The sequence below is a fragment of the Streptomyces sp. NPDC002324 genome, assembly GCF_053593335.1.
Genome location: NZ_JBSFCF010000015.1, coordinates 62,525 through 86,050, shown reverse-complemented (window position 1 = coordinate 86,050; position 23,526 = coordinate 62,525). Strand labels below are relative to the sequence as shown.

General features: G+C 73.7%; 20 protein-coding genes. 9 read left to right on the top strand and 11 right to left on the bottom strand.

The annotated features are described in order from the left end of the window. Nucleotides 1-23: 23 nt before the first annotated feature. On the bottom strand, nt 24-320 hold the full coding sequence (locus tag ACWCRJ_RS20935) for a hypothetical protein (RefSeq protein ID WP_450940673.1): 297 nt from the start codon (nt 318-320) through the stop codon (nt 24-26). Then, nucleotides 317-1,264 (bottom strand): SPFH domain-containing protein, encoded by a 948-nt coding sequence (locus ACWCRJ_RS20930; protein ID WP_450940672.1) that lies wholly within the window; start codon nt 1,262-1,264, stop codon nt 317-319. Before ACWCRJ_RS20930 ends, ACWCRJ_RS20935 begins: the two co-directional genes overlap by 4 nt. A 325-nt stretch (nt 1,265-1,589) precedes the next feature. Here ACWCRJ_RS20930 and ACWCRJ_RS20925 point away from each other — a divergent pair, with 325 nt between their 5' ends. After that, complete coding sequence (locus tag ACWCRJ_RS20925; protein ID WP_450940671.1) at nt 1,590-2,138, top strand: DUF1062 domain-containing protein; 549 nt, start codon at nt 1,590-1,592, stop codon at nt 2,136-2,138. A 102-nt stretch (nt 2,139-2,240) separates the two neighbouring features. Here the strand turns inward: ACWCRJ_RS20925 and ACWCRJ_RS20920 are convergent, their stop codons facing one another. The 3 genes from ACWCRJ_RS20920 to ACWCRJ_RS20910 form a co-directional block, all read right to left on the bottom strand. Beyond that, on the bottom strand, nt 2,241-3,407 hold the full coding sequence (locus tag ACWCRJ_RS20920; protein WP_450940670.1) for an NAD(P)/FAD-dependent oxidoreductase: 1,167 nt from the start codon (nt 3,405-3,407) through the stop codon (nt 2,241-2,243). Between the two features lie 54 nt (nt 3,408-3,461). Beyond that, nucleotides 3,462-4,175 (bottom strand): GntR family transcriptional regulator, encoded by a 714-nt coding sequence (locus tag ACWCRJ_RS20915; RefSeq protein WP_450940669.1) that lies wholly within the window; start codon nt 4,173-4,175, stop codon nt 3,462-3,464. A gap of 183 nt (nt 4,176-4,358) precedes the next feature. Further along, nucleotides 4,359-5,033 carry a DUF4232 domain-containing protein gene (locus ACWCRJ_RS20910; protein ID WP_450940668.1) on the bottom strand — a complete coding sequence of 225 codons (675 nt, stop codon included), beginning with the start codon at nt 5,031-5,033 and terminating at the stop codon, nt 4,359-4,361. Nucleotides 5,034-5,496: 463 nt separating this feature from the next. Between ACWCRJ_RS20910 and ACWCRJ_RS20905 the strand changes: the two genes are divergently transcribed. Then, nucleotides 5,497-7,422: a protein kinase domain-containing protein gene (locus ACWCRJ_RS20905; RefSeq protein WP_450940667.1), complete on the top strand. Its 1,926-nt coding sequence runs from the start codon at nt 5,497-5,499 to the stop codon at nt 7,420-7,422. Nucleotides 7,423-7,638: 216 nt separating this feature from the next. Here ACWCRJ_RS20905 and ACWCRJ_RS20900 read toward each other — a convergent pair whose 3' ends face one another. The 5 genes from ACWCRJ_RS20900 to ACWCRJ_RS20880 all read right to left on the bottom strand — a co-directional run bounded on the left by ACWCRJ_RS20900 (nt 7,639) and on the right by ACWCRJ_RS20880 (nt 12,853). Beyond that, on the bottom strand, nt 7,639-8,133 hold the full coding sequence (locus ACWCRJ_RS20900) for a hypothetical protein (protein WP_450940666.1): 495 nt from the start codon (nt 8,131-8,133) through the stop codon (nt 7,639-7,641). A 141-nt stretch (nt 8,134-8,274) separates the two neighbouring features. Next, nucleotides 8,275-9,840, bottom strand: coding sequence for an FAD-dependent oxidoreductase (locus ACWCRJ_RS20895; protein ID WP_450940665.1), 1,566 nt, complete (start codon nt 9,838-9,840; stop codon nt 8,275-8,277). Beyond that, nucleotides 9,837-10,565, bottom strand: coding sequence for a class I SAM-dependent methyltransferase (locus ACWCRJ_RS20890; protein WP_450940664.1), 729 nt, complete (start codon nt 10,563-10,565; stop codon nt 9,837-9,839). Before ACWCRJ_RS20890 ends, ACWCRJ_RS20895 begins: the two co-directional genes overlap by 4 nt. A 58-nt stretch (nt 10,566-10,623) precedes the next feature. Continuing rightward, entirely contained in the window at nt 10,624-11,862 is a 1,239-nt protein-coding gene (locus tag ACWCRJ_RS20885; RefSeq protein WP_450940663.1) for a lycopene cyclase family protein, read from the bottom strand. Nucleotides 11,863-12,226: 364 nt separating this feature from the next. Beyond that, entirely contained in the window at nt 12,227-12,853 is a 627-nt protein-coding gene (locus tag ACWCRJ_RS20880) for a sigma-70 family RNA polymerase sigma factor (RefSeq protein ID WP_450940662.1), read from the bottom strand. A gap of 425 nt (nt 12,854-13,278) precedes the next feature. Here ACWCRJ_RS20880 and ACWCRJ_RS20875 point away from each other — a divergent pair, with 425 nt between their 5' ends. The 6 genes from ACWCRJ_RS20875 (at nt 13,279) to ACWCRJ_RS20850 (ending at nt 20,854) form a co-directional block, all read left to right on the top strand. Next, nucleotides 13,279-14,613: a polyprenyl synthetase family protein gene (locus ACWCRJ_RS20875; RefSeq protein ID WP_450940661.1), complete on the top strand. Its 1,335-nt coding sequence runs from the start codon at nt 13,279-13,281 to the stop codon at nt 14,611-14,613. After that, on the top strand, nt 14,610-16,154 hold the full coding sequence (gene crtI, locus ACWCRJ_RS20870) for a phytoene desaturase family protein (protein ID WP_450940660.1): 1,545 nt from the start codon (nt 14,610-14,612) through the stop codon (nt 16,152-16,154). The genes ACWCRJ_RS20875 and crtI overlap by 4 nt, the downstream gene beginning before the upstream one ends. After that, the gene (locus ACWCRJ_RS20865) at nt 16,151-17,191 is read left to right on the top strand and encodes a phytoene/squalene synthase family protein (RefSeq protein ID WP_450940659.1); all 1,041 of its coding nucleotides are present in this window, start codon (nt 16,151-16,153) and stop codon (nt 17,189-17,191) included. The genes crtI and ACWCRJ_RS20865 overlap by 4 nt, the downstream gene beginning before the upstream one ends. Continuing rightward, nucleotides 17,188-18,192 (top strand): DUF5914 domain-containing protein, encoded by a 1,005-nt coding sequence (locus ACWCRJ_RS20860; protein ID WP_450940658.1) that lies wholly within the window; start codon nt 17,188-17,190, stop codon nt 18,190-18,192. The genes ACWCRJ_RS20865 and ACWCRJ_RS20860 overlap by 4 nt, the downstream gene beginning before the upstream one ends. Nucleotides 18,193-18,327: 135 nt before the next feature. Next, nucleotides 18,328-19,473: a MerR family transcriptional regulator gene (locus tag ACWCRJ_RS20855; protein ID WP_450940657.1), complete on the top strand. Its 1,146-nt coding sequence runs from the start codon at nt 18,328-18,330 to the stop codon at nt 19,471-19,473. Between the two features lie 133 nt (nt 19,474-19,606). After that, nucleotides 19,607-20,854 (top strand): MFS transporter, encoded by a 1,248-nt coding sequence (locus tag ACWCRJ_RS20850; RefSeq protein WP_450940656.1) that lies wholly within the window; start codon nt 19,607-19,609, stop codon nt 20,852-20,854. 130 nt (nt 20,855-20,984) lie between these two features. On the opposite strand, the gene ACWCRJ_RS20845 is transcribed toward ACWCRJ_RS20850, so the two are convergent. Beyond that, nucleotides 20,985-21,734, bottom strand: a complete 750-nt coding sequence (locus ACWCRJ_RS20845; RefSeq protein WP_450940655.1) for a class I SAM-dependent methyltransferase — start codon at nt 21,732-21,734, stop codon at nt 20,985-20,987. Between the two features lie 317 nt (nt 21,735-22,051). Here ACWCRJ_RS20845 and ACWCRJ_RS20840 point away from each other — a divergent pair, with 317 nt between their 5' ends. After that, on the top strand, nt 22,052-23,437 hold the full coding sequence (locus tag ACWCRJ_RS20840) for a DUF5685 family protein (RefSeq protein WP_450940654.1): 1,386 nt from the start codon (nt 22,052-22,054) through the stop codon (nt 23,435-23,437). Nucleotides 23,438-23,526 lie beyond the last annotated feature (89 nt).

The window sequence follows — 23,526 nt, the reverse complement described above, 5'->3', positions numbered from 1 at the left end:
CGGTCGGGCGCTCGCGAAGCGGATCACACGTCTTCTCCGGGCTGCTGCAGGTCCTTGTCGTCGTCACCCGGTGACTTCGGCGGACGCCCCCGGCGGGGAAGCGGCCCCGCCGCGCCGGGCAGCCGTCCGGCATCGGACAGTGCCCTGCGCAGCAGGAACTCGATCTGCGCGTTGGTGGACCGCAGTTCGTCTCCGGCCCACCGGGCCAGCGCGTCATGGACCAGCGGGTCGAGCCGCAACAGCACCTGCTTGCGCTGTGCGGCCGACCGCTTCGGGGCCGGGCCGTCACCCGGCCCGCCCTCGGGCGAAGGGGGCGTCACTGGTACAGCGACCCGGTGTTGAGCACGGGCTGCGCGGCCCGGTCCCCGCACAGCACCACCATCAGGTTCGACACCATCGCGGCCTTCCGCTCCGAGTCGAGCTCGACGATGCCCTGTTCGGCGATCCGGGCGAGCGCGGCCTCGACCATGCCGACCGCCCCGTCGACGATCTGCCGCCGGGCCGCCACGACGGCACCGGCCTGCTGCCGCTGCAGCATCGCCGAGGCGATCTCGGGTGCGTACGCGAGGTGGGTGAAGCGGGACTCGATGATCTGCACCCCCGCAGCCTCCACACGCGCGTGGAGCTCGACGGCGAGCTTCTCGGTGATCTCCTCCGCGTTGCCGCGCAGCGAGAGTCCCTCCTCGTCGTGCGAGTCGTAGGGGTACTCGATGGCGATGTGTCGTACGGCCGCCTCGGTCTGGGTCGAGACGAACTCCAGGAAGTCGTCCACCTCGAAGGACGCCTGCGCGGTGTCCTCGATCCTCCACACCACGACCGCGGCGAGCTCGATCGGGTTGCCGTAGGCGTCGTTCACCTTGAGAACGGCGGTCTCGTGGTTGCGGACCCGCGTCGAGATCTTGACCCGGGACGTGAACGGGTTGACCCAGCGCAGGCCGTCGGTGCGGATCGTCCCCCGGTAGCGTCCGAACAGCTGGACGACGCGGGCTTCGCCCGGGGCCACCATGTTGAGGCCGCACATGGCCAGGAAAGCGGCGAGGCCCAGCAGGATGCCGCCGACGATCAGCACCGCCTTCGCGCCGGGCGAGGTGCTCACCGCACCGAGCACCACGAGGCCGACGCCGGCGGCCAGGCCCACCAGTCCGAGCAGCAGCGCGAGCCCGCCGCCGATGGAGTGGGCGGCGAACTCCCGCACGCGTGGCTCGGGCATGTCGGGGAGGTCGACCGGATCCGGTGCGTTCGGCGTGCGGTCCTGTGTGCTCATGGTGTGCTCCCCGATGTGAGTGGCCTGAGTGGTGGGCGAGGGTCGTTTCCGGTGAGTACGCCCCCGGGGGTCTGTTCCCGGGGTCCGTTCCCGACGGGTCGTCGACCTCGCCATCTAGCATAGTGATATCACTTTATTCATCGAAGTAAAAGCGGTGGAGCGACGGCGCTGCGCGCAACTACCGTGCTGCCGAGCCGAGTCGTCCGGGAAAGGGCGTGCCGTTGTACACCGTGTGAGACCCCCCGAGCGCTGATTCGTCGCGCGTCGCGCATGTGCGCCGCGCTGCCTTTTGCTGCGGACTTCTCACTGGAACCGGTGTACTTCTGTGCTCTACGACTGGGTCGTCATGCCCACCTGCCTGCCCCTCGTTCGCCGCCGTTGCCACGCGTGCGCGTCCGAGCGCTTCCGGGCAAGCGGTAAATTCCGCGTCAACGCCCACCACAAGCTCATCGACGCCTGGCTCCTCGTGCTCTGCGCGGGGTGCGGGGACACGGCCAAGATCACGGTCCTGGAGCGGATGCACGTGCGCTCCGTACGGCCTGAACTGCTGGACCGGCTGCATGCCAACGACCATGGTCTGACAGCCGAGCTGCTCCAGGACCCGGTCGTGCGGCGCCGTAATCGGATCGCCCTGGACTGGGACGACTCCTGGCGGCTCGACACCGGCGGCGCGGCTCACCTGGACCGCGAGGCGATCGACGTCGCCGTCCGCTTCGCGGCGCGGATCCCGGTCCGGCCGGTGCGACTGATCGCCGAAGGATGCGGCCTTTCGCGGGCCGAGGTCGAAAGACTGGTCACGGAGGGGAAGGCCGTCTCGACGGTACGGCTGAGCGGCAAGCTATCCGGCGACTTCTCCTTCACGCTCAAACGCTGAGCCCTCCCGGACCAGGGGCCCGTCCCGGACGACGGGCCCGTACCGGACCAGGGGCCTGCCCGGCGAGAACCGCCGGGCAGGCCCCGTCGCGGATGCTGTCGGCTACTGCTCACCCAGCCCGACGGCGCGTTGGTCCACCTCGATGTCCGAGCGGGCTGCGCCGGTGAACCGGGTGGGCCGGAAGGCCCCGAGGAGGTCCTGTTCCTGGTCGGTGGTGATCTCGGCCGCGGCCAGGCGCCCCAGAATCGGCGCCAGGGTGATCCCGCTGTGCGTGACGAGACAGTAGACGCGGGACCGCGCGGAGGCGTAGCCGGCGATGGTGTGACCGTCCGCGGGCAGCGACCGGATGCCGACGCGCAGATCGATCCTCGGTGTGACGGCGGGGTCGGGCAGCACCGCGCGGAACCGTCGCGCGAGGGCGTCGGCGATGTCACCGTCGGCGGACGGAGGGTCCGCCGGATCGACGTCGGCGTTCAGATCGAGGGCCTGGAGGACGGTATGCCCGTCAGCGGCGGGGCGGAGGTTGAGCCCGGGGCTGTGGATCACACACCGCAGGTCGAGCCGCGGGTGCCGGGCGTATCCGAGCAGGCCGACGGTCGGCGCCCCGCGACCGGTGTCCGTCACCATGGGAACGTCGATCCCGGCCCGTGCGGCGAGCCGTTGCGTCCAGCGGCCTGCTGCCAGGACGACGCGGTCGCCCGTGTGGACCCCGCCTCCGGCCAGGGTGACGGTGACTCCGTCCGGCCTGTCGCCGATGGCCTCGACCTCGCCGGTCAGGTACGTGGCGCCGTGCCGGACGGCATCCGCCAGCAGGGTCCGGGCGAAGAGGTCCGGCAGGACGTATCCCTCGCCGGGGAAGTGCGCGAGGGCGGTGATGGCAGCCGGAACACGGAGGTCGCCCGCCATCCGGACGGCCTCGTCGGCCGTGACCCACTCTGCGGCGTAGCCGAGGGACCGCAGCCGTGCCACGTTGTCGGCGAGTCGCCGCTCGTTCGCGGCGTCCGCCAACTGCAGGGCCCCGCTGGGGAAGTAGGGCGGCGCGCCGCGCAATTGACCGGCGAGCCTGGCATGTTCCTCCATCCCCGCGAGGTTCAGCCGGTGGTAGGCCGGATCGGGCTTACGGCTGGAGTTGGTCCAGGCGAAGGTGGTCGCGGACGTGCCGGTGCCCGCGCCCCGCCGATCGAGCAGGAGAACGTCTTCGCCGGCGACGGCGAGATGCCTCGCGACACTCACGCCCAGGACGCCGGCACCGATGATGATGACCTTCATTGACTGCGTATCTCCTTTCCGGGAACGACACGCTGTTCGCGGACGGCACGCCGTTCACATGGCCGGGACCGGAAGCTCCAGGAAGAACTCGGCGGTTCCCGGACGGACGAGGGTCGTGACCACCTCGACGGTGCTTCCGTCATCGGTCCGCAACTCCCTGCGCCTCATCAGCGCGGGCGTACCGATCTCGCTGTCCAGCAGTGCGGCGTCGCGCTCGTCGAGGGTCACCGGGTCGAGGTAGAGCCGGATCGTGTCGATCGGGACGCCTTCGCGCCGCAGATACGGGAGGGTGACCAGGCTTTCGAGATTCTCGCTCAGCAGGTCGGGGGCGGCCGAGAACAGCACGACATGCCGCTCGACCGACTGGGGCTTGTCGTGGACGTCGAGTTTGCGGCGGACCAGCTCCACCACGGCGGTGTCCGCGGCGGCGGCGGGTAGGCGCAGGATCGCGTCGGCGGCCCTGACGACCCGCGCGGAGACGACGTCGTGTCTGCCCGGGGTGCCCTTGGCGGCCGTCACGGGGGTGACGAAGTTCAGCAGGTTGATCTGCCGCGTCACGTCGGCGACGAACGTGCCGTGGCGGCGTCGGCGGATCGCCAGCCCCGCCTCCGCCAGGTCGTTGAGGACGCGCTGGGCCGTGGCGCGGCTGACGCCGTACCGGGTGCTGAGGTCCTTCTCGGTCGGGAGCCGCGCGCCGGGGGGCAGCTCCCCGGCGCGGATCTCGGCTTCGATCTCCCGCCTGATCCTTACGTACAGCGGCGCGGTCATAAGGGGTCCGTGAGGTCGCGGGGCAGGGCAGGGCAGCGTGGCGTGCCATCAGACGCGTGCCATCAGGCGTGCCATTAGACCGTACAATCCATCAATTGACCGGTCAATTGCCCGGACGAAATCCGGTGCCCCATTGCCGTACGAGAGGCGCGACCCTGCTCCGCCAGGGAGGCGGAATGCCGATCAGTAGGTGAGCGCGTCCTCGGCCGTGCCGTAGAAGCTGGTGACCTGGCCGTCGTTGACCGTCACGGGGCCGTCGCCGATCACCACGGTCGCCGGGCTCTCGGAAGCGGTGAGTGCGACCTCCACCTTGTCGGCGCTCTTGCCGCCCGCGGTGTCGGCGCGGGAGAACAGGATCCCGGCGTAGGCGGTCTCGCCCGCCTTCATGATCCAGTCCTTCCCCTCGGGGCCCATGTGCTCGGCGGCGCCGTCGAGCCCCGGAATCGTGATCACCAGCTCGTTCGCCGGCAGCAGGCACGGGTCACCGCTGGTGTTGGTCGCGGCCAGCAGGGCGTGGTTGACGAGCTTGGACGCCACGGTGACCTTGTAGGTCAGGTCGGTCGTCTCGCACATGCCCACGCCGCCGTCCTGACCGTCGTCCGCCCCGGGCTCCGAGGGCGCCGGGGTGCTTTCGGAGCCGCCGGACGAGTCCCCGCTTCCGCCATCACCGCCGCCCTGGCCGGCCGTCGAGGGCTTGTCGGCGTCCTTGCCGCCGTCCGAGGCGGACGGGCTCGCTGTCGTGCCCGGGCCGGAGGCGTCCGCCTCGGCACCGCCCTTGCAGGCGGTCAGGGCAATGATGCCGAGCGAGAGAACGGCGAGTACGGCGGTGGTGCGGCGTGAACGAGCTGTGTGAGCCATGAGAAGTCCCCCGGGAATCGGAATGGTGGGGTGATAGTGCCGCACGGCAGCGGCGCCGCAACCTGCTGATGTCGAGAGAGAACCGTATTCGAACGGATTTGTGACACTGTGACGGGCGCCCCGGTCAGGGCGCCCTGACCGGGGCGCCCCGACCGGGGGGCGCGATGCCGTCCGCATCGATACGTCCGCGCGCCGTTCGCGCTGCCGCACGCCCTGTGGCAGCCGGGGGCGGCTGGTCAGAATGTCATCTCTCGGCTCACGGTCCACAGGGTCTACGACTCACGGTGATCGGAGCCGATCCGGCACGGGGGCACGGGGCTCCCGGCCCTGCTGCGTCCGTGGCCCCGCCCCGACCGTCGGTCATGGCTCCCGGCAGACGGCGTGGCTGTCTGCGGGGACGTCGACGGACGGGTGAGGGTGCAGCGTGGTGGAGCCGCTTCGGCATGGTACGGATCCTGGGCGCGTGGGCCCGTTCGAGCTGATGGGCCGTCTGGGCGAGGGCGGGATGGGCAGTGTGTACCTCGCCCGCCGTACCGGCGGCGGGCTGCTCGTGGCGCTCAAGACGATCCGCGCCGAACTCTCGGCGGAGCCCGGCTATCGCGAACGCTTCGCCCGTGAGATCGCGGTCGCCCGCGCGGTCCGCAGCCCGCACACCGCGCAGCTCGTCGACTTCGACGCGGAGGCGGACGTGCCCTGGCTGGCGACGGAGCTGGTCCACGGCCCGAACCTGGCGGACGTACTGGCCGCGCACGGCCGGTTGCCCGACGGCAGCGTGCGTGTCCTGGCAGCCAGCCTGGCGGAGGCGCTGGCGGCGATCCACGCCGCCGGGATCGTGCACCGCGATGTGAAGCCGTCCAACATCATCCTCGCCGAGACCGGGCCACGCCTGGTCGACTTCGGGGTCGCACGGCCTGTGGGGCAGGTCGGGCTCACCTCCACGGGGCAGTTCGTCGGCAGTGTCGTCTACGCCTCCCCGGAGCAGCTGCTCGCCCAACGCATCGGTCCGGCAAGCGACATGTTCTCCCTCGGAGTGGTGCTCGCCCAGGCCGCGGGCGAGGCGGTGCTCTCCGCCCAGGGCACCCCGCTCGCCGCCGACTCCGTGGACGGGCGGGCCCCCGCGCTGGCGTCCCTGCCGCCGGACCTGAGGGCGATCGTGCGGAAGTCCCTCACCCGGGACCCGGCCGGCCGTCCGTCGCCGGCCGAGGTCCCCGGCATGCTGACGGAACTGCCGCGTCCCGACGGCCACGGCACCTACCGGTGGCTCCCGGACTCCGTCGCCCGTTCGGTGCGCCGGAGTTCGGAGGGCCTGCTGGCCGTCACCCATCCGCCGACCGCGCTCGACCCGCGGTCCGCGGGCGCCCACCATCAGCCGACGGCGACCGCACACGCCACCTTCGGGGGTCCGGCGCCCGCGTACGCCCCCACCAGCCCGATCGACCCCCCGCGACGTCCCGCTCCCACCCGTGCCCCCGCCAGGAGACTCGCTCTCACCGTCGCCCTGGTGCTCGCGGCGAGCCTGCTCGTCGTGACCGGCGTGTCGCTTGCCGGGCCGGACGGCGGGACCGAGGCCGGGGGAGGGGGCGATGGTGGGGTACCGAACTTCGTGCCCAGCACGGCGGCCACGGCCTCGGCCGAACCGTTCGGTGACGCGAAGCCGTCGAGCAGGTCCACGCCGTCCGGGGACACCGACACCCCCGCGGGCACACCGGCTGAGCCGCTCCGGGCACCGTCGGCCGCGGCACCCCGGCCGCCCACGTTCACGACAGGGTCGCTGGGCGTGTCCCGCTATCAGGACCCGGGGTACGCGGCCACGGTCACCGGGGTGAAGGCGGACGGTCATCAACTGGCCGTGTCCTTGCGGGCGCGAGGTGAGGCGGACCTCCGCGCGGCGGACACCACGTGCCTCGAAGTGCGGGGAGCAGACGGGACGTTCACGGTCCGTCCGACCGCCTGGGACGCCGAGACAGCCCGGCCCGGAGTCTTCGACGGGACGCTGACCTTCCCGCTGCTCGTGTCCGGGAGATACGTCCTGCGCTACTCCTGCCGGGACGACTACTCCGCCGCCGAACTGGGCACCGCGACCGTGCCCCGCATCGGAATCTCCCGCTACAGCGACGAGTTCTTCGCCGTCGTCCTCTCCGCCGACCGCACGGCCGGTGGTCTGCAGGTGATCTTCGCGTCGGCCGGGGATTCCACCCTGCGCAGTCCGCAGACATCCTGCCTGAACCAGGGCGGCGCACAGGAGTACCCACAGGACGTCCGGCTGGACCGCAGCGACACGACCCTGAACCACTTCCACTACGGCGCCATGAACTTCCCACCCGGCGCGCCTGGCAGCAGCTTCACCTATTCGTGCGCCGACGACTACAGTGCCGTGGCCCTGCCTTGAGGGGGCGAGGGGGCGAGGGGGCGAGGGGCCATGGAAGCATGGCTCGCCGGATCGGAGGGAGGGCGAGGTCGCTGTGCGGTCGCAAGCCGCGGGTCCGGAGGAGAGGTTCCCTCTGCGCTTCCAGCGGCCCTTCCAGTTCTGATCTGCGCCGCGCTCCGCGTCCACACGAACTGACCCGAGCCCAGCCGGCCCTTCACATCACCGTCACGGTCACAGTCACGGCCTACGGTCGAAAGGAGCTTTCGGGTTGCGGGTGTCCGGGCTGTCGGGTGTGGAGGTGTGATCCGGGTGGTCGTGGGTGCGGCGGGATTCCTTCATCTCCGCCTCGTACAGGTGGTCGCGTCCTTCGGCGAGTTGGTCCACCGCGTCTCGCTCCAGGGCCTTGAACGCCTGGTAGTAGGTCTGGTCGTAGGCCTCGACGATCTGGAACGTCCAGTGGCCCGGAATGACGTTGCGTCCCAGGACCTCCGTTTCGACACGGTGGGCCCACTCGTGGTGGCCGGCCTCGCGGAGCAGGGACGTGGCCCGGTCGAGTTCGAGGTCCGCCGTGCCGGTCAGCTGGTGGAAGGAGAACAGGTGTCCTCGGGCCCGTTCGGTGGTCTCCAGTGCCTTGGACAACGAACCGAGCGCCTCGACCGTCGCGTCGCTGAGGCCTTCCGGACGCTGATGCGACCTGTCGGGCCCCTCGGACTCCTCGTGCGGGCTTGTCATGGTCGGCCGGCCCCTTTCGTGTGTGACGACGGGTGACGAGCGTGGCAGCCACCCGGGCAGCCGCGAACGCTGCCACGCCGGTCCACGGCCGTAGGGCCCCTACCGGCGCCGCGCCCAGGCGGGTGCCCACCGGCCGCCCGCCTATGTCGTGAGCCGTTCGAGTCGCGCGAGGCGGCGCAGCAGGGGGCCGCGCCCCCGGTCCGGCACGGTCCACAGGGTCTGGCCCCTCACCCCCCACCGTTCCAGCAGCGCGTTCGCGGCGAGGAATCCACTCGTGGCCGCGCGCTCCATGAGGGCGACCGGGAGTCCGGTGCGGACCAGGTCCCCGGCCACCACCAGGCCGGGATCGCCGGTGCGCACGGTGGGGCGGTCGTGGTACCCGCCGACCGGGAACAGCGGGCAGTCGGCCCGCCACTCGTGCCGTTGGTCCAGGACGGTCGCCTCGCGGGTCTCGGGGTAGACACGGTGCAGTTGCTCCAGCAGACGCTTCTCCTCGACGTCGTGGGGTGAGCGCTCGGGCAGGGCGTAGGCGTGGAGTTCCACCACGGATCCGCCGGTGCGGGCGGCCCAGCGCGCCGCCTCGCCCTCCCAGCGGTCCAGCACGCTGATGTTGTCGAGCGTGCCGTAGCCGCTGGTGCCCAGGAAACCAGGACGGTCGGCGGCGACCGGCCGGTCCAGCCAGAGGCGGGACACCAGGAACGGCGGCGCGGTCCGCAGGGACGCCACCCGCTCGCGCCACGCCGCGTCGGCCAGCCGGGGGGAGCGTTCGACCAGCGAGCGGAGGCCGGCCGTGTCCAAGGCCAGGACGACGGCGTCGTGGCGCCGCTCCTCCCCGTCGGCGACGACGAGGAAGCCGCCGTCGGAGGTGGGCTCGATCGTCTCGACCGGGGTTCCGGTGAGCAGGTCGGCGCCGTGGCCGCGCAGATAGCCGGCGAGGGGGTCCCACAGTGCGGTGGGGAACGGCTCGTCGGGTACGTCGAACAGGAGCCCTTCCGCCGAGCCGAGAAAGTAGATGTGGAACATGAGGATCATCTCGGCCGCCGACAGCTCGCGAGGGTCGGCGAAGAAGCTGCGGGAGAACACCTCGAACGCGAGGTGCTGCGCGGCCTCGGGGAACCGGATCGCGTCGAGGAAGTCGCGGGCGCTGACGTCGTCGAAACGGTCGTGGATGTCGGGGACCCGGACGTCCAGCAGCGGCAGCGCGGCGACCGGGTTCATGCGGAGCAGGTCCCGCAGGCCGAAGGAGGGGCTCAGGGCGACGAATCCGAGCGCGCTCCAGGGCGGGGTGCGCGGGACGTGCCGAAAACCGTCGTGGAGCCCGTCGGCGTGTCGCAGGGGGTAGTCGGGCAGCGCCCGCAGCTGCGTGAGAGCTGGGTCGGTGCGCCGCAGCAGCCCCCGCAAATTGTAGTACTGGCGGAAGAACGCGTGAAAGCCCCGGCTCATGGTGACGGTCGTACCGTCCGAAAGGACGGTGGGCCGCCCGGCCAGGCGTCCGCCGAGGGCCCTCTCCCGTTCGTGGAGCGTGACCCGTGTGCCGCGTTCGGCGAGGGCCGTCGCGGCGGCCAGTCCGGCGATGCCGCCCCCGACGACGGCGGTGGACGGCGGACGACCGCCCGTGAAGCGCGGGGCGCCCGGCACGGCGTCCAGTCGGCGGGCCCGCCGGTCCCTGCCGTGCCTCATCGGGTCGGTGCGCCCTGCGGCCCTCATCGGCCGTCCCCGGCGGTGGCCGCTCGGCGCGCGACGATCGTGTGCGTGATGCCGGTCTGCCACCCGGGCAGCGGCAGCACCCTCACGGTGTCGAAGCCATGGGCGCGGACCCGGGCGGCGAAGGTGTCCGCGGTGTCGAAGTCCACCACGCTGCGCCACAGATGGCGGTACAGGCCACCGTCGCCGAGGAGGGTGGCGACGGGCAGGACCATGCCGCGGCACACCCCTGTCCACACGGCTCGGTGGGTGGCCCGGCCGCTGAGGGTGTACTCGTGCACCGCCAGGCGTCCCCGTGGTGCCAGTACCTCGCGCACGGTCGACAGGACGGCGTCGGGGTCGGCGACGTTCCGGAAGAGGTAGGCCGCGAACACCGCGTCGAACGGCCCCTCCACACCGGCCTCCACCAGGCGTTCGGCGGGCGCGCGCACGAAGCTCACCCCGTCGCGCCAGGGCTTGCGGGCCGCCCGCTCCAGCATGCCCGCCGAGGCGTCCACGGCGGTGATCTCGGCACCGGGGAGCACGGCGCCGAGCGCGGCGGTGGACGCACCGGTGCCGCAGCCGAGGTCCAGGACGCGCAGGCCGGTGCCGGGGCGCGGCAGCCCGAGGCGGCGCACCGAGCGGCGCAGATGGGCGTGGTAACCGGGGTTGGCGGCCACCAGCGTGTCGTAGCTGCGCGAGGCGTGGTCGAACGCGGCGGCCAGGTCCTCGTCGCGGAGCAGGGTCATGCGGTGTCTCCTCAGGCGGGATGGACGAAGGCGGGGCGCACGGAGGTGTCCGTGGCATTCATGGGCGGCCACCCGGACGGTGACCCGGGAAAGGCCTGCCGGGGTCGGGGGGCGGCGCGGGTCTGCGGGGCAGCCAGGACAGTTCGGCGGCGGAGCGGAGCATCGGCAGCACGGGCGTGCGCAGGCCGAGAGCGAGGTCCTCGTGGAGGCGGGTCTCACCGTCCAGGAAGCGCAGCAGCCGCTCCGCCGGCACCCGCGCGAACAGCCGTTCGAAGAAGGCGGCGCCGTCGACCCGGCCGCTGTCCAGGGCCCTGAGCAGGACGGCGTCCATCGCGCGGGAACGCGCCCGGTGGGCGGGGGGAGGCAGCGGGTGCCGGCCGGCGCGCAGCGCGGCGGCGACGGCCCGTGTCTGCCGTTGGATCGCGGAGAAGGTGTAGCCCGTGGACGGCCGGGTGGCGCCGGCGGCCGCACCGATGCGGAACACCGACGGTCCCGACCGGCGGTCGAAGCGCGCGTCGGTCATGGGGATCACCCCGGTCTCGGTGGAGACGACCTCGAAGTCGCCGAGCCCCAGCACCTTCTCGGTGTAGTGGCGCAGCGCCGTGTCATAGGCCTCGGGGGACAGGACGGCGCGGGAGAACTCGGTGTACTCGACGAGCGCCCGGCGGCTGTCGGTGGGCAGGACATAGCCGAAGGCGAGTCCGCCGGACGGCTGCGGGACCCGGAAATCCATGAAGTCCACCGTGCCGTGGTCGAACACCGGCCGCGCGGCGCGGACGTACCAGCCGTGGAAATGCTGCAGCAGGGTGGTGCGGGCGGCGGGCAGGCTGCCGAGGGGCCGGGAGTCGAAGACCCAGCGGGCGCGTACCGCCACGGGGACGCCCTGGCCGGTGCGTGCCCGGATCTCGGCGCCCTCGGTGACACCGTCCACCGTCTCCACGGCCGCCTCGATACGGCGGACCACGTCGCTCCGGGCCAGTTCGCGCGCGACGAGATCCTCGAAGTCGTCGGAGCGGATCATCTTGTAGGCCAGGGGCGCGATGTCCTCCTCTAGGCGCCGCCCCTCGGGCGTGCGCACCCGCAGCCGCCGCCAGAGGGCGCTGAGGGCGGCGTCGTACGGGCCCGGTCCCTTCTCCCAGAAGCACCACGTACGGACCGGGGGGCGCAGGGGGCCGGGCGGGGCGTCGATCAGGACGACCGACAGGCGGGGGCCGGCGGGGGCGCCGCGGGACAGCCGGTGGGCGAGGGACAGTCCGGCCGCTCCGGCGCCCACGATGGCCACGTCAGCTTCCAGCACCTACGGCTCCCTCCCTGTCCGACCACACCGGCGGAACGTGTGCGGCCATCGGTGTCTCGCCAGCTTTCCGCCCCGGGGGCCGCGGCGGATGCAGGCTCGGCCGGATTGTCGGCCGGGTGGAGGGCGTTTTGCGGCGGCCGGGGGGTGCGTGGCGCACGGGTTCCGTCTGCCCCGGGACGCGGGATGCACGGTCCTGGGGCATCAGCGCTGCGTGCGCACCGATACCGCAACGATGTGCACCGATGGAACGCCGATGGAGCGCCCGACCTGATAACGCACCCGTGGAGCGCCGACCCGACAGCGCACCCGTGGAGCGCCGATGTGAGCACCGTTGTCTCCGACCGTGTCGCGGCCGTGCTCCGCGTCACGCCGAGTGATCGTCGACGCCTCCCTCCTGGAGGCTGCGGCTCAGTCGCTGCAGACCGCGCCGGGCGTGGCTCTTGACGGTGCCCAGCGGCCAGCCGGTGACCTCGGCGATCTGGGCCTGTGTCAGGTCGTCGTAGAAGGCGAGGGTGAGCACCCGGCGCTGTGGGGCCGGAATCCTGGCGAACTCGCGGCCGATCAGGACCCGGTCGAGCACGGCGTCGGGCAGCGTGTCGCGGTTCACGGGCGCCTCGGCCATGCGGGTTCCGGCCGCCGCCACGAGTTCGGCCTGCCGCGTCCGTGCCGTCAGCGCGTCGGCGATCTTGCGGCGGGTGATGCCGACGAGCCAGGCGCCCAGGGCGCCGCGCTCCGGCGAGTAGCCGGCCCGTCCGCGCCACGCCGCGAGGAACACCGACTGCCTGACGTCCTCCGCCTCCCTGGCGTCGCCGAGGGAGCGCCGGGCCAGGGTGTACACGAGCGCGCCCCACCGGTGGTAGGCGGCGGTCAGACACCCCTCGTCACCTGCGACGAACCCGGCGGCCAGCTCCTCCTGCGCCAGGGAGTCCTCCACCGGGGCCCAGAGCGCGACGCTGTCGTGGGTCTTCTCGGCGGCCTGCTGTGCGCTCATGGCGTCTGCTCCTCGTGCGGTGCGGGCTGTGTCCGTTGCGCCCCGCGGGTGACGGGCGGGCTTGTGGGGGCACCCGTCCCGTCCGTGTCGGGCGCGCGTCGCTCGGCTCCTGCAACTCCTCCACCCTGGGAGGACGAGGGAAGAGGGGACAACTCGCATCGCCTGTGCAGCGCTTTGCGCGCGGTGCAGCGCTTTGCGCGACGGCGCAGCGCTCTACGCCGGACGGTGCCGCGTCGTCGTACGGACGGTTTCGCACCGTCACCCGAACGGCCCCAGGCGGTGCACGGATGGCTCCGGGCGGTGCACGGATGGCCCTCGGGCGGCGCACGGGCCGCACCTTTTCACTCCTCCGGCGCATCCGCGGGCGCCTCTGCCGCGGAAAGCGTTGAGGCAGGACCGCTGTGTTTGCGACGGAAGGAACCGTGATGGGCCCCAGCGACGCGAAGGACCACCCTGTGGATGCGTCACCGCCCGGATCCCGCGCGGCGCCACCGGGGGAGCCCACGGCCGACGCCCCGTGCCCGGGGGACCACGGCCCCTCCGCCGGTACGCGGCACGAAGGCCGCTCGCATCAGCCGCCCGGCACGAGCGAACCGCGCGGCATCGACCAGGACGTGCCGGGGGCTGTGCGACGCGTACTGGAGAGCCTGCTGGCGGACCGCACCGAACGTGCCGCCGCGCTCGACCCGGTGTTCGCGGGGGATCTGGCTGAGCGCGTCGCGCGATTCGCCCTGGACGGCGGCAAACTCATGCGCCCGCGCTTCGTGTGGTGGGCCCTGCGCGCGTGCGGGGGCGGCGCCGCGGAGGCGGAGGCCGCGCTGCGCATCGGTGCCGCACTCGAACTGATCCAGACCTGTGCGCTGGTCCACGACGACGTCATGGACGCCTCCCGGCTGCGCCGCGGACGGCTCTCCCTGCACGCCGACATCGCCGCGCAGTACGCCGACGGCATGGCCCCGGCGGACGGGGCGCGCTTCGGCGAGGCCGCGGCGATCCTCGCCGGAGATCTGGCCCTGGCCTGGGCGGACGACATCGTCGCGGCGACCATCACGGCGCCGGACACCGACCGCGTCGTCCGCGAGCTGTGGAGCACCATGCGCACCGAGATGGTGGCCGGGCAGTACCTGGACATCCAGGGCCAGGCCACCTCGTCCAGGTCGCTGGCCCGCGCCATCCGCGCCGCCTGCCTCAAGAGCGCCCTGTACTCCGTGGAGCGTCCGCTGGCCCTCGGAGCGGCGCTGGCGGGCGCGGACGCCGCTCGGACCCGGGCCCTGTGCTCGGCGGGCCGGTGCGTCGGCATCGCCTTCCAGCTCCGGGACGACCTCGGCGACGTCTTCGGCGGCCCGCGGCACACCGGCAAGCCCACCGGGGGCGACATCCGGGCGGGCAAGCCCACCTACCTGGTCGCGGTCGCCCAGGCCCGGGCCGAGGCGGCCGGCGACCGCCGCGCCCTCACCGTGCTGCGGCAGTCGCTCGGCGACGCCGATCTGCCGGAGAGCCGTCTCACCGAGGTCGTGGACGTCCTCGTGCGCACCGGCGCACGCGACCTCGTCGAGGCCAAGATCGATCGGCTGGTCGCCCAGGGCCTGCGCCATCTGGAGTCCGCCCCGCTGGAGGCGGAGGGCCGACTGCGCCTGCGGGAGCTGCTGCACGCCACGGCCGGCGGCGCGCCGCCCGCGCCGTCCCTCGCCGCGCGCGGCCCCCTGTACGGCATCCCGGTCTCGCTCCTGCCCAGCGCCGTCGAGGAGGTGACCCGTTGAACCGGACCGTTCCCGGGCGTACTGATCACGTCGTGGTCGTCGGTGCCGGACTCTCCGGCCTGGCGGCCGCACTGCACCTGCTCGGCGCGGGCCGCCGGGTCACCCTCGTCGAACGGGACGCGCTGCCCGGCGGGCGCGCCGGACGCCTGGTGCGCGGCGGCTACCGCATCGACACCGGACCCACCGTGCTGACCATGCCCGAGCTGGCGGACGAGGCCTTCGCCGCGGTCGGGGAGAACCTGCGCGACCGGGTCGAACTGGTCCCCCTGCACCCGGCCTATCGGGCCCTGTTCGCCGACGGCAGCGCCATCGACGTACACACCGACGCCGAGGCCATGGAGGCGGAGGTCGAACGCTTCGCGGGGGCCGAGGAGGCCGCCGGCTACCGGCGGCTGCGCGGGTGGCTGGAGGAGCTGTACCGGGCACAGATGCGGCGCTTCATCGACACCAACTTCGACTCCCCCCTCCAACTGCTCACACCCGACCTCGCGCGCCTCGCCGCGCTCGGCGGCTTCGGACGGCTGGACGCGCGGATCGGCCGACACCTGCGCGACGAACGTCTGCGTCGCGTCTTCTCCTTCCAGGCGCTGTACGCCGGGGTCCCGCCGGCGCGGGCGCTCGCCGCCTACGCCGTGATCGCGTACATGGACACGGTGGCCGGCGTGTACTTCCCCCGCGGCGGCATGCACGCGCTCCCGCAGGCCATGGCGGACGCGGCCGCCGAAGCGGGCGCCGACCTGCGCTTCGGGCAGGAGGTCACCCGGCTGGAACGCTCCGGCGACCGCGTCACCGCCGTGGTCACCGCACAGGAACGCATCCCCTGCGACGCCGTCGTCCTCACCGCGGACCTGCCCGCCGTCTACGGCCTGCTCGGCCGCACGCCGCGCCGCCCGCTGCGGATCCGGCACGCGCCGTCGGCGGTCGTCCTGCACGCCGGCACCGACCGGACCTGGCCCGGGCTCGCGCACCACACGCTGTCCTTCGGAGCGGCGTGGCGGCGCACCTTCGACGAACTCACCCGCACCGGCAGGCTGATGAGCGACCCGTCGCTGCTGATCACCCGTCCCACCGCCACCGACCCGACACTCGCCCCGCCCGGCCACCACCTCCACTACATCCTGGCCCCCTGCCCGAACACCGACATCGGACCCGACGCCGCCGCATGGGGCGACCTGGCTCCCCGCTACCGCGACGGCATCCTGCGCGAGCTGGAACGGCGCGGCTTCGACGGCCTCGCCGACGCCGTGGAGGAACAGGCCCTGATCACCCCGGCCGACTGGCACGCCCAGGGCCACGCGGCGGGCACCCCCTTCTCGGCCGCCCACACGTTCGCGCAGACCGGCCCGTTCCGGCCCCGCAATCTCGTGCGCGGCACCACCAACGCCGTACTCGCCGGCTGCGGCACCACCCCGGGCGTCGGCGTGCCGACCGTCCTGCTGTCCGGCAAGCTCGCCGCCGCCCGGATCACCGGAGGGCACGCGGCCCCCGTCCCCAGGCGCGGGCGCACCGCGCGGACCGCACCGGAAGGACCCACCTCATGACCGCCCGCGAACTTGACGCGGCGGGCATCACCGAGCCGGCCCTGCGTGACGCCTACACGCGCTGCCGCCGCCTCAACGCCCGGCACGGCAGGACCTACTTCCTCGCCACCCGGCTGCTGCCCGTGGAACGCCGTCCCGCCGTGCACGCGCTCTACGGCTTCGCCCGCTGGGCCGACGACATCGTCGACTCCCTGGACACGAACCTGCCCCGGCACCGCCGCGCGGCGGACCTGACCCTCCTGCACGAGCGCCTGGAACGCGGCCTGCGCGACGGCGACAGCACCGAGCCCGTCGTCCTCGCCCTCGCGGACACCGCCCGCCGGTACGCCATCGACCACCGGCACTTCAGCGACTTCATGGCGTCCATGCGCAGCGACCTCGACGTCACCGACTACCCGACCTACGACGCCCTGCGCGCCTATATGCACGGCTCCGCCGCCGTCATCGGGCTGCAGATGCTGCCCGTCCTGGGCACGGTGGTCCCGCGCGAGGAGGCGGCCCCGCACGCCGCCGCCCTGGGGCTCGCCTTCCAGCTGACCAACTTCCTGCGTGACGTGGGCGAGGACCTCGACCGGGGCCGCGTCTACCTGCCCGCCGACCTGCTGGACGCCCACGGCGTGGACCGCGACCTGCTGTCGTGGAGCCGCCGCACCGGCCACCGGGACCCGCGGATCACCCGTGCCCTGCGGGCCTTCGAGGACCTCACCCGGGGCGTCTACCGCGAGGCCGCTCCCGGCCTCGCCATGCTCGACCCCGTCGCCCGCCCCTGCATCCGCACCGCGTTCGTGCTCTACGGCGGCATCCTGGACACCGTCGCCGACGACGGGTACGCGGTGCTGCACCGGCGGGCCGTGGTCCCCCGGCGGCGGCGGGCGGCCGTCGCCGCCGACGGGCTTGTGCGCCTGACGGCGGCACGGGCCCGCGCGCGTGCCGGGGCGCGGCGGACGCCACCGCCGAGTGCCCTGCCGCCCGCCGCCGGACACCCGCGGGCCGACGTGACAGCCGCACCGGACCCGCTGCACGAGGAGGTCGCGTGAGCCCCCGACGCCCCGTCCGCCGCGGACGGTACCCCCTGTCCCTGAACCGCAGCCCGGTGGCCTGGGAACGACAGCGGCCCACCTGGCGCGAGGCCCGCCCGGCCGTGATCGCCCGTGCCCTCAAGCGCGCGCAGGCACGCCCGTCGGGCAACTGGTACGTCGTCGGCGCGACCCGGGACCTCCGCGACGACCGGCCCCTGGCCCGGACCGTCGCCGGCCGGGAGGTCGTCCTCTGGCGCGACGCGGACGGCCGGCCGGTCGCCGGCCCCGGCGTCTGCCCCCATCTCGGCGCGCCGCTGAAGGACAGCCCCGTACGCTGCGGCACGCTCGTCTGCCACTGGCACGGACTGGCGTTGCCCGGGACCCCGTTCGCCGGCTGGGAGCCCCTCCCCGCCCACGACGACGGTGTGCTGGTGTGGGTGCGGCTGGACGACGTGGGCGGCGAGGCGCCGCTCGACGCCCCGGTGGTGCCGGAGCGGCCGGCCCGTGCGGCGTCGGTGTCGGCGGTCTACGTGGGAGTCGGCACCTGTGAGCCGGAGGACGTGGTCGCCAACCGTCTGGATCCCTGGCACGGCGCCTGGTTCCACCCGTACTCCTTCGTCGACCTGACCGTCGCCGACGTACCCACGGGCGAGGAGGACGCCTTCGTCGTCGACGTGTCCTTCCGACTCGCCGGGCGGCTCGTCGTGCCCGTGCGGGCGGTGTTCACCGCGCCCGAACCGCGCACGGTCGTCATGCACATCATCGAGGGCGAGGGACAGGGGTCAGTCGTGGAGAGCCACGCGACGCCGCTGGCCCCCGACGACCGGGGCCGGCCCCGCACGGCGGTGGTGGAGGCGGTCGTGGCGGCGTCGGACCGGCCCGGTTTCGCCGTGGCGCGCAAGGCGGCTCCGCTGCTGCGGCCGCTCATGCGGGCCGCCGCGGGCCGGCTGTGGCGCGACGACCTCGCCTACGCGGAGCGGCGCTGGCACCTGCGCTCCACGGGGCGCTTCCCCGGCTGAGGCGACGCGGCCGGGACGCGGGCGCCCGGCCTTCGACACGCGGGGGTCCTCGCGTGCATCCGTTCACCCGGGTCCGCCGGAAGTGATGGCGCGTGGACCACCCGGGCCCGCGGCGGGCGGAAGGAGGCGGAACTGATGGCGGACCACCGCTCGCCGGGGCTCACCGGCCTTCCTCCGGGCAGCCGTTCCGCGTCGATCGCACCGGACCCGCGTGGTGAACCGGGCACGGACCCGGTCGGTGAGCCGCCCCGGCACGGGGTGACGACGGGCTTCCTCGCACGCCGGCTGGGAGTGTCACCGACCACGCTGCGGTCCTGGGACCGCCGCTACGGGCTGGGACCCGCCGTACGGGCCGAGGGCCGCCAGCGCCGCTGGTCGCCCGAGGACGTGGCGATGCTGGAGGACATGTGCCGGCTGACGGCCACGGGTATACCTCCGGCGGAGGCCGCCCGCGCCGCCATGCGGCGAGCGCGGGGACGCCCCGCCGGTGTGTCCACCGGCGGGGCGGGCACACCCCCGCTCGACGCCGGCGCGTCCGCGTCCCCGTCCAAGGAACACGCGGACCACCGGAAGCACCGGGGACCCAGGTCGTACGGCGGCGGATCCCACTCGGCCACCGCCCTGCCTCTGGGCGATGTACGCCAGGAATGCCGAGGTCTGGCCCGTGCCGCTGTCCGGCTGGACGCGGCGGCCGTTCAGGAGCAGCTCCTGACGGTGGTCCGCGCCTACGGGCTCGTCGTCGCGTGGGAGGAGGTGATCGCGCCCACCCTGCGCGCGGTCGGCCGCAAGTGGGAGTCCTCCGGCGACCGGTACGTGGAGGTCGAGCACCTGCTGTCCTGGCACATCTCCACCACGCTGCGGCACCTGTACGCGGCCACGCCGCAGCCGCAGGGGGATGCGCCGCCCGTACTGCTGGCCTGCCTTCCCGACGAGCACCACACCCTGCCGCTGGAGGCGCTCAGCGCCGCGCTGGCGGAGTCGCGCGTACCCGCCCTGATGCTCGGCGGCGCGGTCCCGGCCGACGCGCTCGACGGAGCCGTCCGACGCACCGGCCCGGCCGCGGTCGCCCTGTGGGCCCAGTCGCGGCGCACCGCCGGCCTGCCGCTGGCCCAGCACACCGCCGCGACCCGGTGGGGGGTCCGCGGCGCGCGCAGACAGACCCCCGTCCTGCTGTGCGGCCCGGGCTGGGGCCGCCGTACGCCCGAGGAACTGCTCCGGCCGTCCGGGCTGCGCGACGCGGTGGCCGTGCTCGTCGCGCTCTCCACCGCGTGCAGACCCTGACGGTGCCGTGGTCACGACACGGGGGCGCCGCGGGCGGCGGCCCGGCACGGGCCCGACACCCAGCAGAATGGAACGGCCCGCTTCCGCGCGATCCTCGTGGAGACGACCTGCAGCCCGGGGGAGACGCCCGCCAGTGACAAGCACCGCCCCCGGCACCGCCGACGGGATGTCCCCACGGCCCGAGGTACAGCGCCGCGTCCTCGCCGTTCTCGTCAGCAGCCAGATCCTGAGCGGGGCGGGGCTCGCGGCGGGCATCACCGTCGGCTCCCTGCTCGCGCAGGACATGCTCGGCGCCACCGACCTCGCGGGGCTGCCCATCGCCCTGTTCACCGCCGGATCGGCCCTGACCGCCGTCCTGGTGGGCCGCCTCTCCCAGGCCCGTGGCCGCCGACCGGGCCTGGCCGTCGGATACCTGGCCGGTGCCGTCGGCAGCGCCGGCGTCATCGCGGCGGCCGTCGTCGACAGCCCCGTACTGCTCTTCATCGCCCTGTTCGTCTACGGCGCCGGGACCGCCACCAACCTCCAGGCCCGCTACGCCGGAGCGGACCTCGCGGCACCGGCCCACCGCGCCCGCGCCGTCTCCACCGTCCTGGTCGCCACCACCTTCGGCGGCGTGGTCGGTCCCAACCTCGCCGCGCCCACCGGCGACTTCGCCGAGACCCTGGGTATCCGCGCCCTGGCCGGGCCGTTCCTGCTGTCCGGCGCCGCCTACGCTCTGGCGGCTCTCGTCCTCGCCGTCTGGCTGCGCCCGGACCCCCTGCTGCTGGCCCGCAGCCTCGACCTGCGGCGCACGACGGACGACGGCGCCGGGAAGACCGCCCCGTCCGTGCGCGGTCCCGGGCTGATACCGGGTGCGCTGACGATGATCCTCACCCAGCTCGTCATGGTCGCCATCATGACGATGACCCCCGTGTACATGCACGACCACGGTCACGGCACCGCCGCCTCCGGCCTTGTCATCGCCATCCACGTCGGTGCCATGTATCTGCCCTCACCGCTGACGGGTTGGCTCGTCGACCGCTACGGCAGCACCCCGATCGCCGTCGCCTCCGCACTCGTCCTCCTCACGGCCGGGATCACGGCTGCCGCGGTGCCCGCCGACTCCGTCGCCCTCTTCTCGCCGGCGCTCGCCCTGCTGGGTCTGGGCTGGAACCTCGGCCTCGTCTCCGGCACCGCGATGATCACCGACGCCGTGCCGCCGGCCACCCGGGCCAGAACCCAGGGCACGGTCGATGTCTCCATCGCTCTCTCCGGCGCCACCGGCGGCCTCGCCTCCGGGCTCGTCGTCTCCGCCGCCGGCTTCCCCGCGCTCGCCCTCACGGGCGGCGTCCTCGCTCTCGCGGTCCTCCCGGCCATCGCCGCCTCGGCACGGAGCCGGTGAGTCACCCGGCCGGCCACCGGACGGTCACCCCTCGATGCGGCGACGGCCGGGCCGGCCGTATGCGAGGGGACGGGGCTCACGCCGGGGCTGGCCCCGCTGCCCGAAGGGGGCGAGTAGCGCGAGGCGCGCCTCAGACGGCGGCCTGGAGCCGGAAGTGCAGGTCGGTGCCGTCGGCCGGTACGGGTCGGCCCTGGGGATCGGTGACCGAGGCCACCACCAGGCCGGCCGTCGCGGCCAGCTCCTCGAACCGCTCTCGGGTGTACCAGTGCAGGACCCACGGCCGGTCCACGACACTGCTGTCCGCGCCGTGGTGGCGTTCGTAGCGCAGGACCGTCGTACGGGTCCGGGTCGCCTCGTCGCGTCGTTCGGCGACGATGGAGACCCGGAGTTCGGCGCCGTCGGGTGCGGTGGCCGTGCGCACCTGGCCGATCTCGTCGGCGGGCGTCGGTTCGGGGACGAACAGGGGCACCAGCACGGTTCCGTCGTCCGTCAGATGGGCGCGGATGCCACGCAGGGCGGCCAGGGCCGTGGTGTCGTCGGGGAGCAGGGTGAAGGTCGGACCGGCGAGGAAGATCGCCCGGTAGCGGCGGGGCAGGCTCAAGGCCTCCATGCGCTGGTGGAACACGGTGGTACGGACGCCCTGTTCGTCCGCCCGGCGCCGGAGGCGTTCCAGCATGTCCGCGGAGGAGTCGACGCCCTCGACCTCCAGCCCGCGCCCGCACAGCTCCAGCAGCGGGTCACCGTCCCCGCATCCCAGCTCCAGCGCGGGAACACCGGCCTGGCGAACGAAGTCCGCGTACGGCTCGGGGTCCTGGGAGAAGGCTTTCAGGGGCCCGTAGAGCTCAGCGACGATGCCGGTGTAGAAGTCAGCTGGATCCATGGCCGTCACCATAGGCACGCCCGGCTGGGCGCTCACCTGAATATCGAACCGAGGCACCGAGGCACCGAGGCACCGAGGCGCTGAGTCGCCTCGCGGGAGCCCTGGTGCAGCCGCGGTGCCCGGCCGTTCGTCACGCGACGATCCTGGATTCGTCTCGTTCCGGCCACCGCCGACACCACACGGAATCGACCATTTAGGATGTCGGCCGCGCGTCGATGTCACGCGTGGCCGTGCCTCTTGGGCGGTTCGGGCGGTCGCGTCCGTGAGCCGTGCGTCTGGCTGTGCCCGGGTAGCTGTATCTGCGGGGGAGAACATCGGTGTTCGGAATCATCAGACCGTGCCGGCATCGCCTGGGCGACGGCATGCGGACCGAGTGGATGGCGCACCTGTGCGGGCTGTGCCTGGCGCTGCGCGGCGAGTACGGGCAGTTCGCGCGGGTGGCCACCAACTACGACGGCCTGATCGTCTCCGTGTTGACCGAGGCGCAGTCGGAGCGCACCGGCGACTGGCGGCGGGGCGCCGGTCCGTGTCCGCTGCGCGGGATGCGGTCGGCGGACGTGGCGCAGGGCGAGGGCGCGCGACTCGCGGCGACGGTGTCCCTGGTGCTGGCCGCGGCGAAGATACGTGACCACGTGGCGGACGGCGATGGCCTGTTGGGGCGCCGCCCGGTCACTCTGGCGGCGCGCCGGATCGCCTCCGGCTGGAACCGCGCGGGCGCCGTCGGCGGCGAACGGCTCGGCTTCGACACCGCCGTGCTGCTCGCGGCGGTCGACCGACAGACGGAGATCGAGCGGACGACGGGCCCCGGAGGCTCGCTGCTCACGGTCACGGAGCCCACGGAGACGGCGACCGCCGCCGCCTTCGCGCACACCGCGGTGCTCGCCGACCGCCCGGCCAACGCCGAACCGCTCGCGGAGGCGGGCCGCCTCTTCGGCCGGCTGGCGCATCTGCTGGACGCGGTGGAGGACCTGGACGCGGACGAGGCGTCCGGCGCGTGGAACCCCATCGCCGTGACCGGCGCCGAACGCGCCGAGGTCCGCCGCCTCTGCGACGACGCCGTCCGCGGCATCCGACTCGCCCTGTCCGACGCCGAGTTCGTCGACGCGCGCCTGGTACGGGCGCTTCTGGGCGGCGAGTTGGAGCGCGCCGTCGACCGCGCCTTCGACCCCCGGCACCGTCACCATCAGCACCGCCCCCAGGCGCGGGGCGCGCGCATGCTGCCCTGGCTGGGCCTTCGCACGGCGACGGAACCCGCCTCGCAGACCGGCACGGACCCGGCCTGCGGCGTGGGCGCGCTCGCGGGCGCGGCTCCCGAGGGCGCTCGGATGGCGTCGGGCCGGCCGCGAGAGGGGGAGTGCCGACGGTGTGGCCGGTGGCGCCGCCTGTGCGGATCCTGCGGGCTGTGCCCCAACTGCTGCACCTGCGACGACGAGGGCCCGGACGACGGGGAGTTCCAGTTCGGCAACGACAACCGCGACGGCGGCTCGGGCCGCGACGGTTCCGGGGGCGACGGCTGGTCCGGCGGTTCGGGTGGCGGCAACTCGGGCGGCCACTCAGGCGGTTCGGGCGGCGGCGGTCATGGGTCCGGTGGTCATGGGTCCGGCGGTTCGGGTGGCTCCGGAGGAGGCTCGGGTGACGGCTGCGGCTGCGGTGGTGGCGGCTGCTGCAACCCGTGCAAGTGCTGCTGCGACTGCTGTGACTGAGAGCATCTGAGCGTCGGGGGCCACCCGTGCGCGAGGGAGCGCGGTGCGGCGGCTGCGATCCATGGGTTCATGGGCTCGGTGTCGGCGTC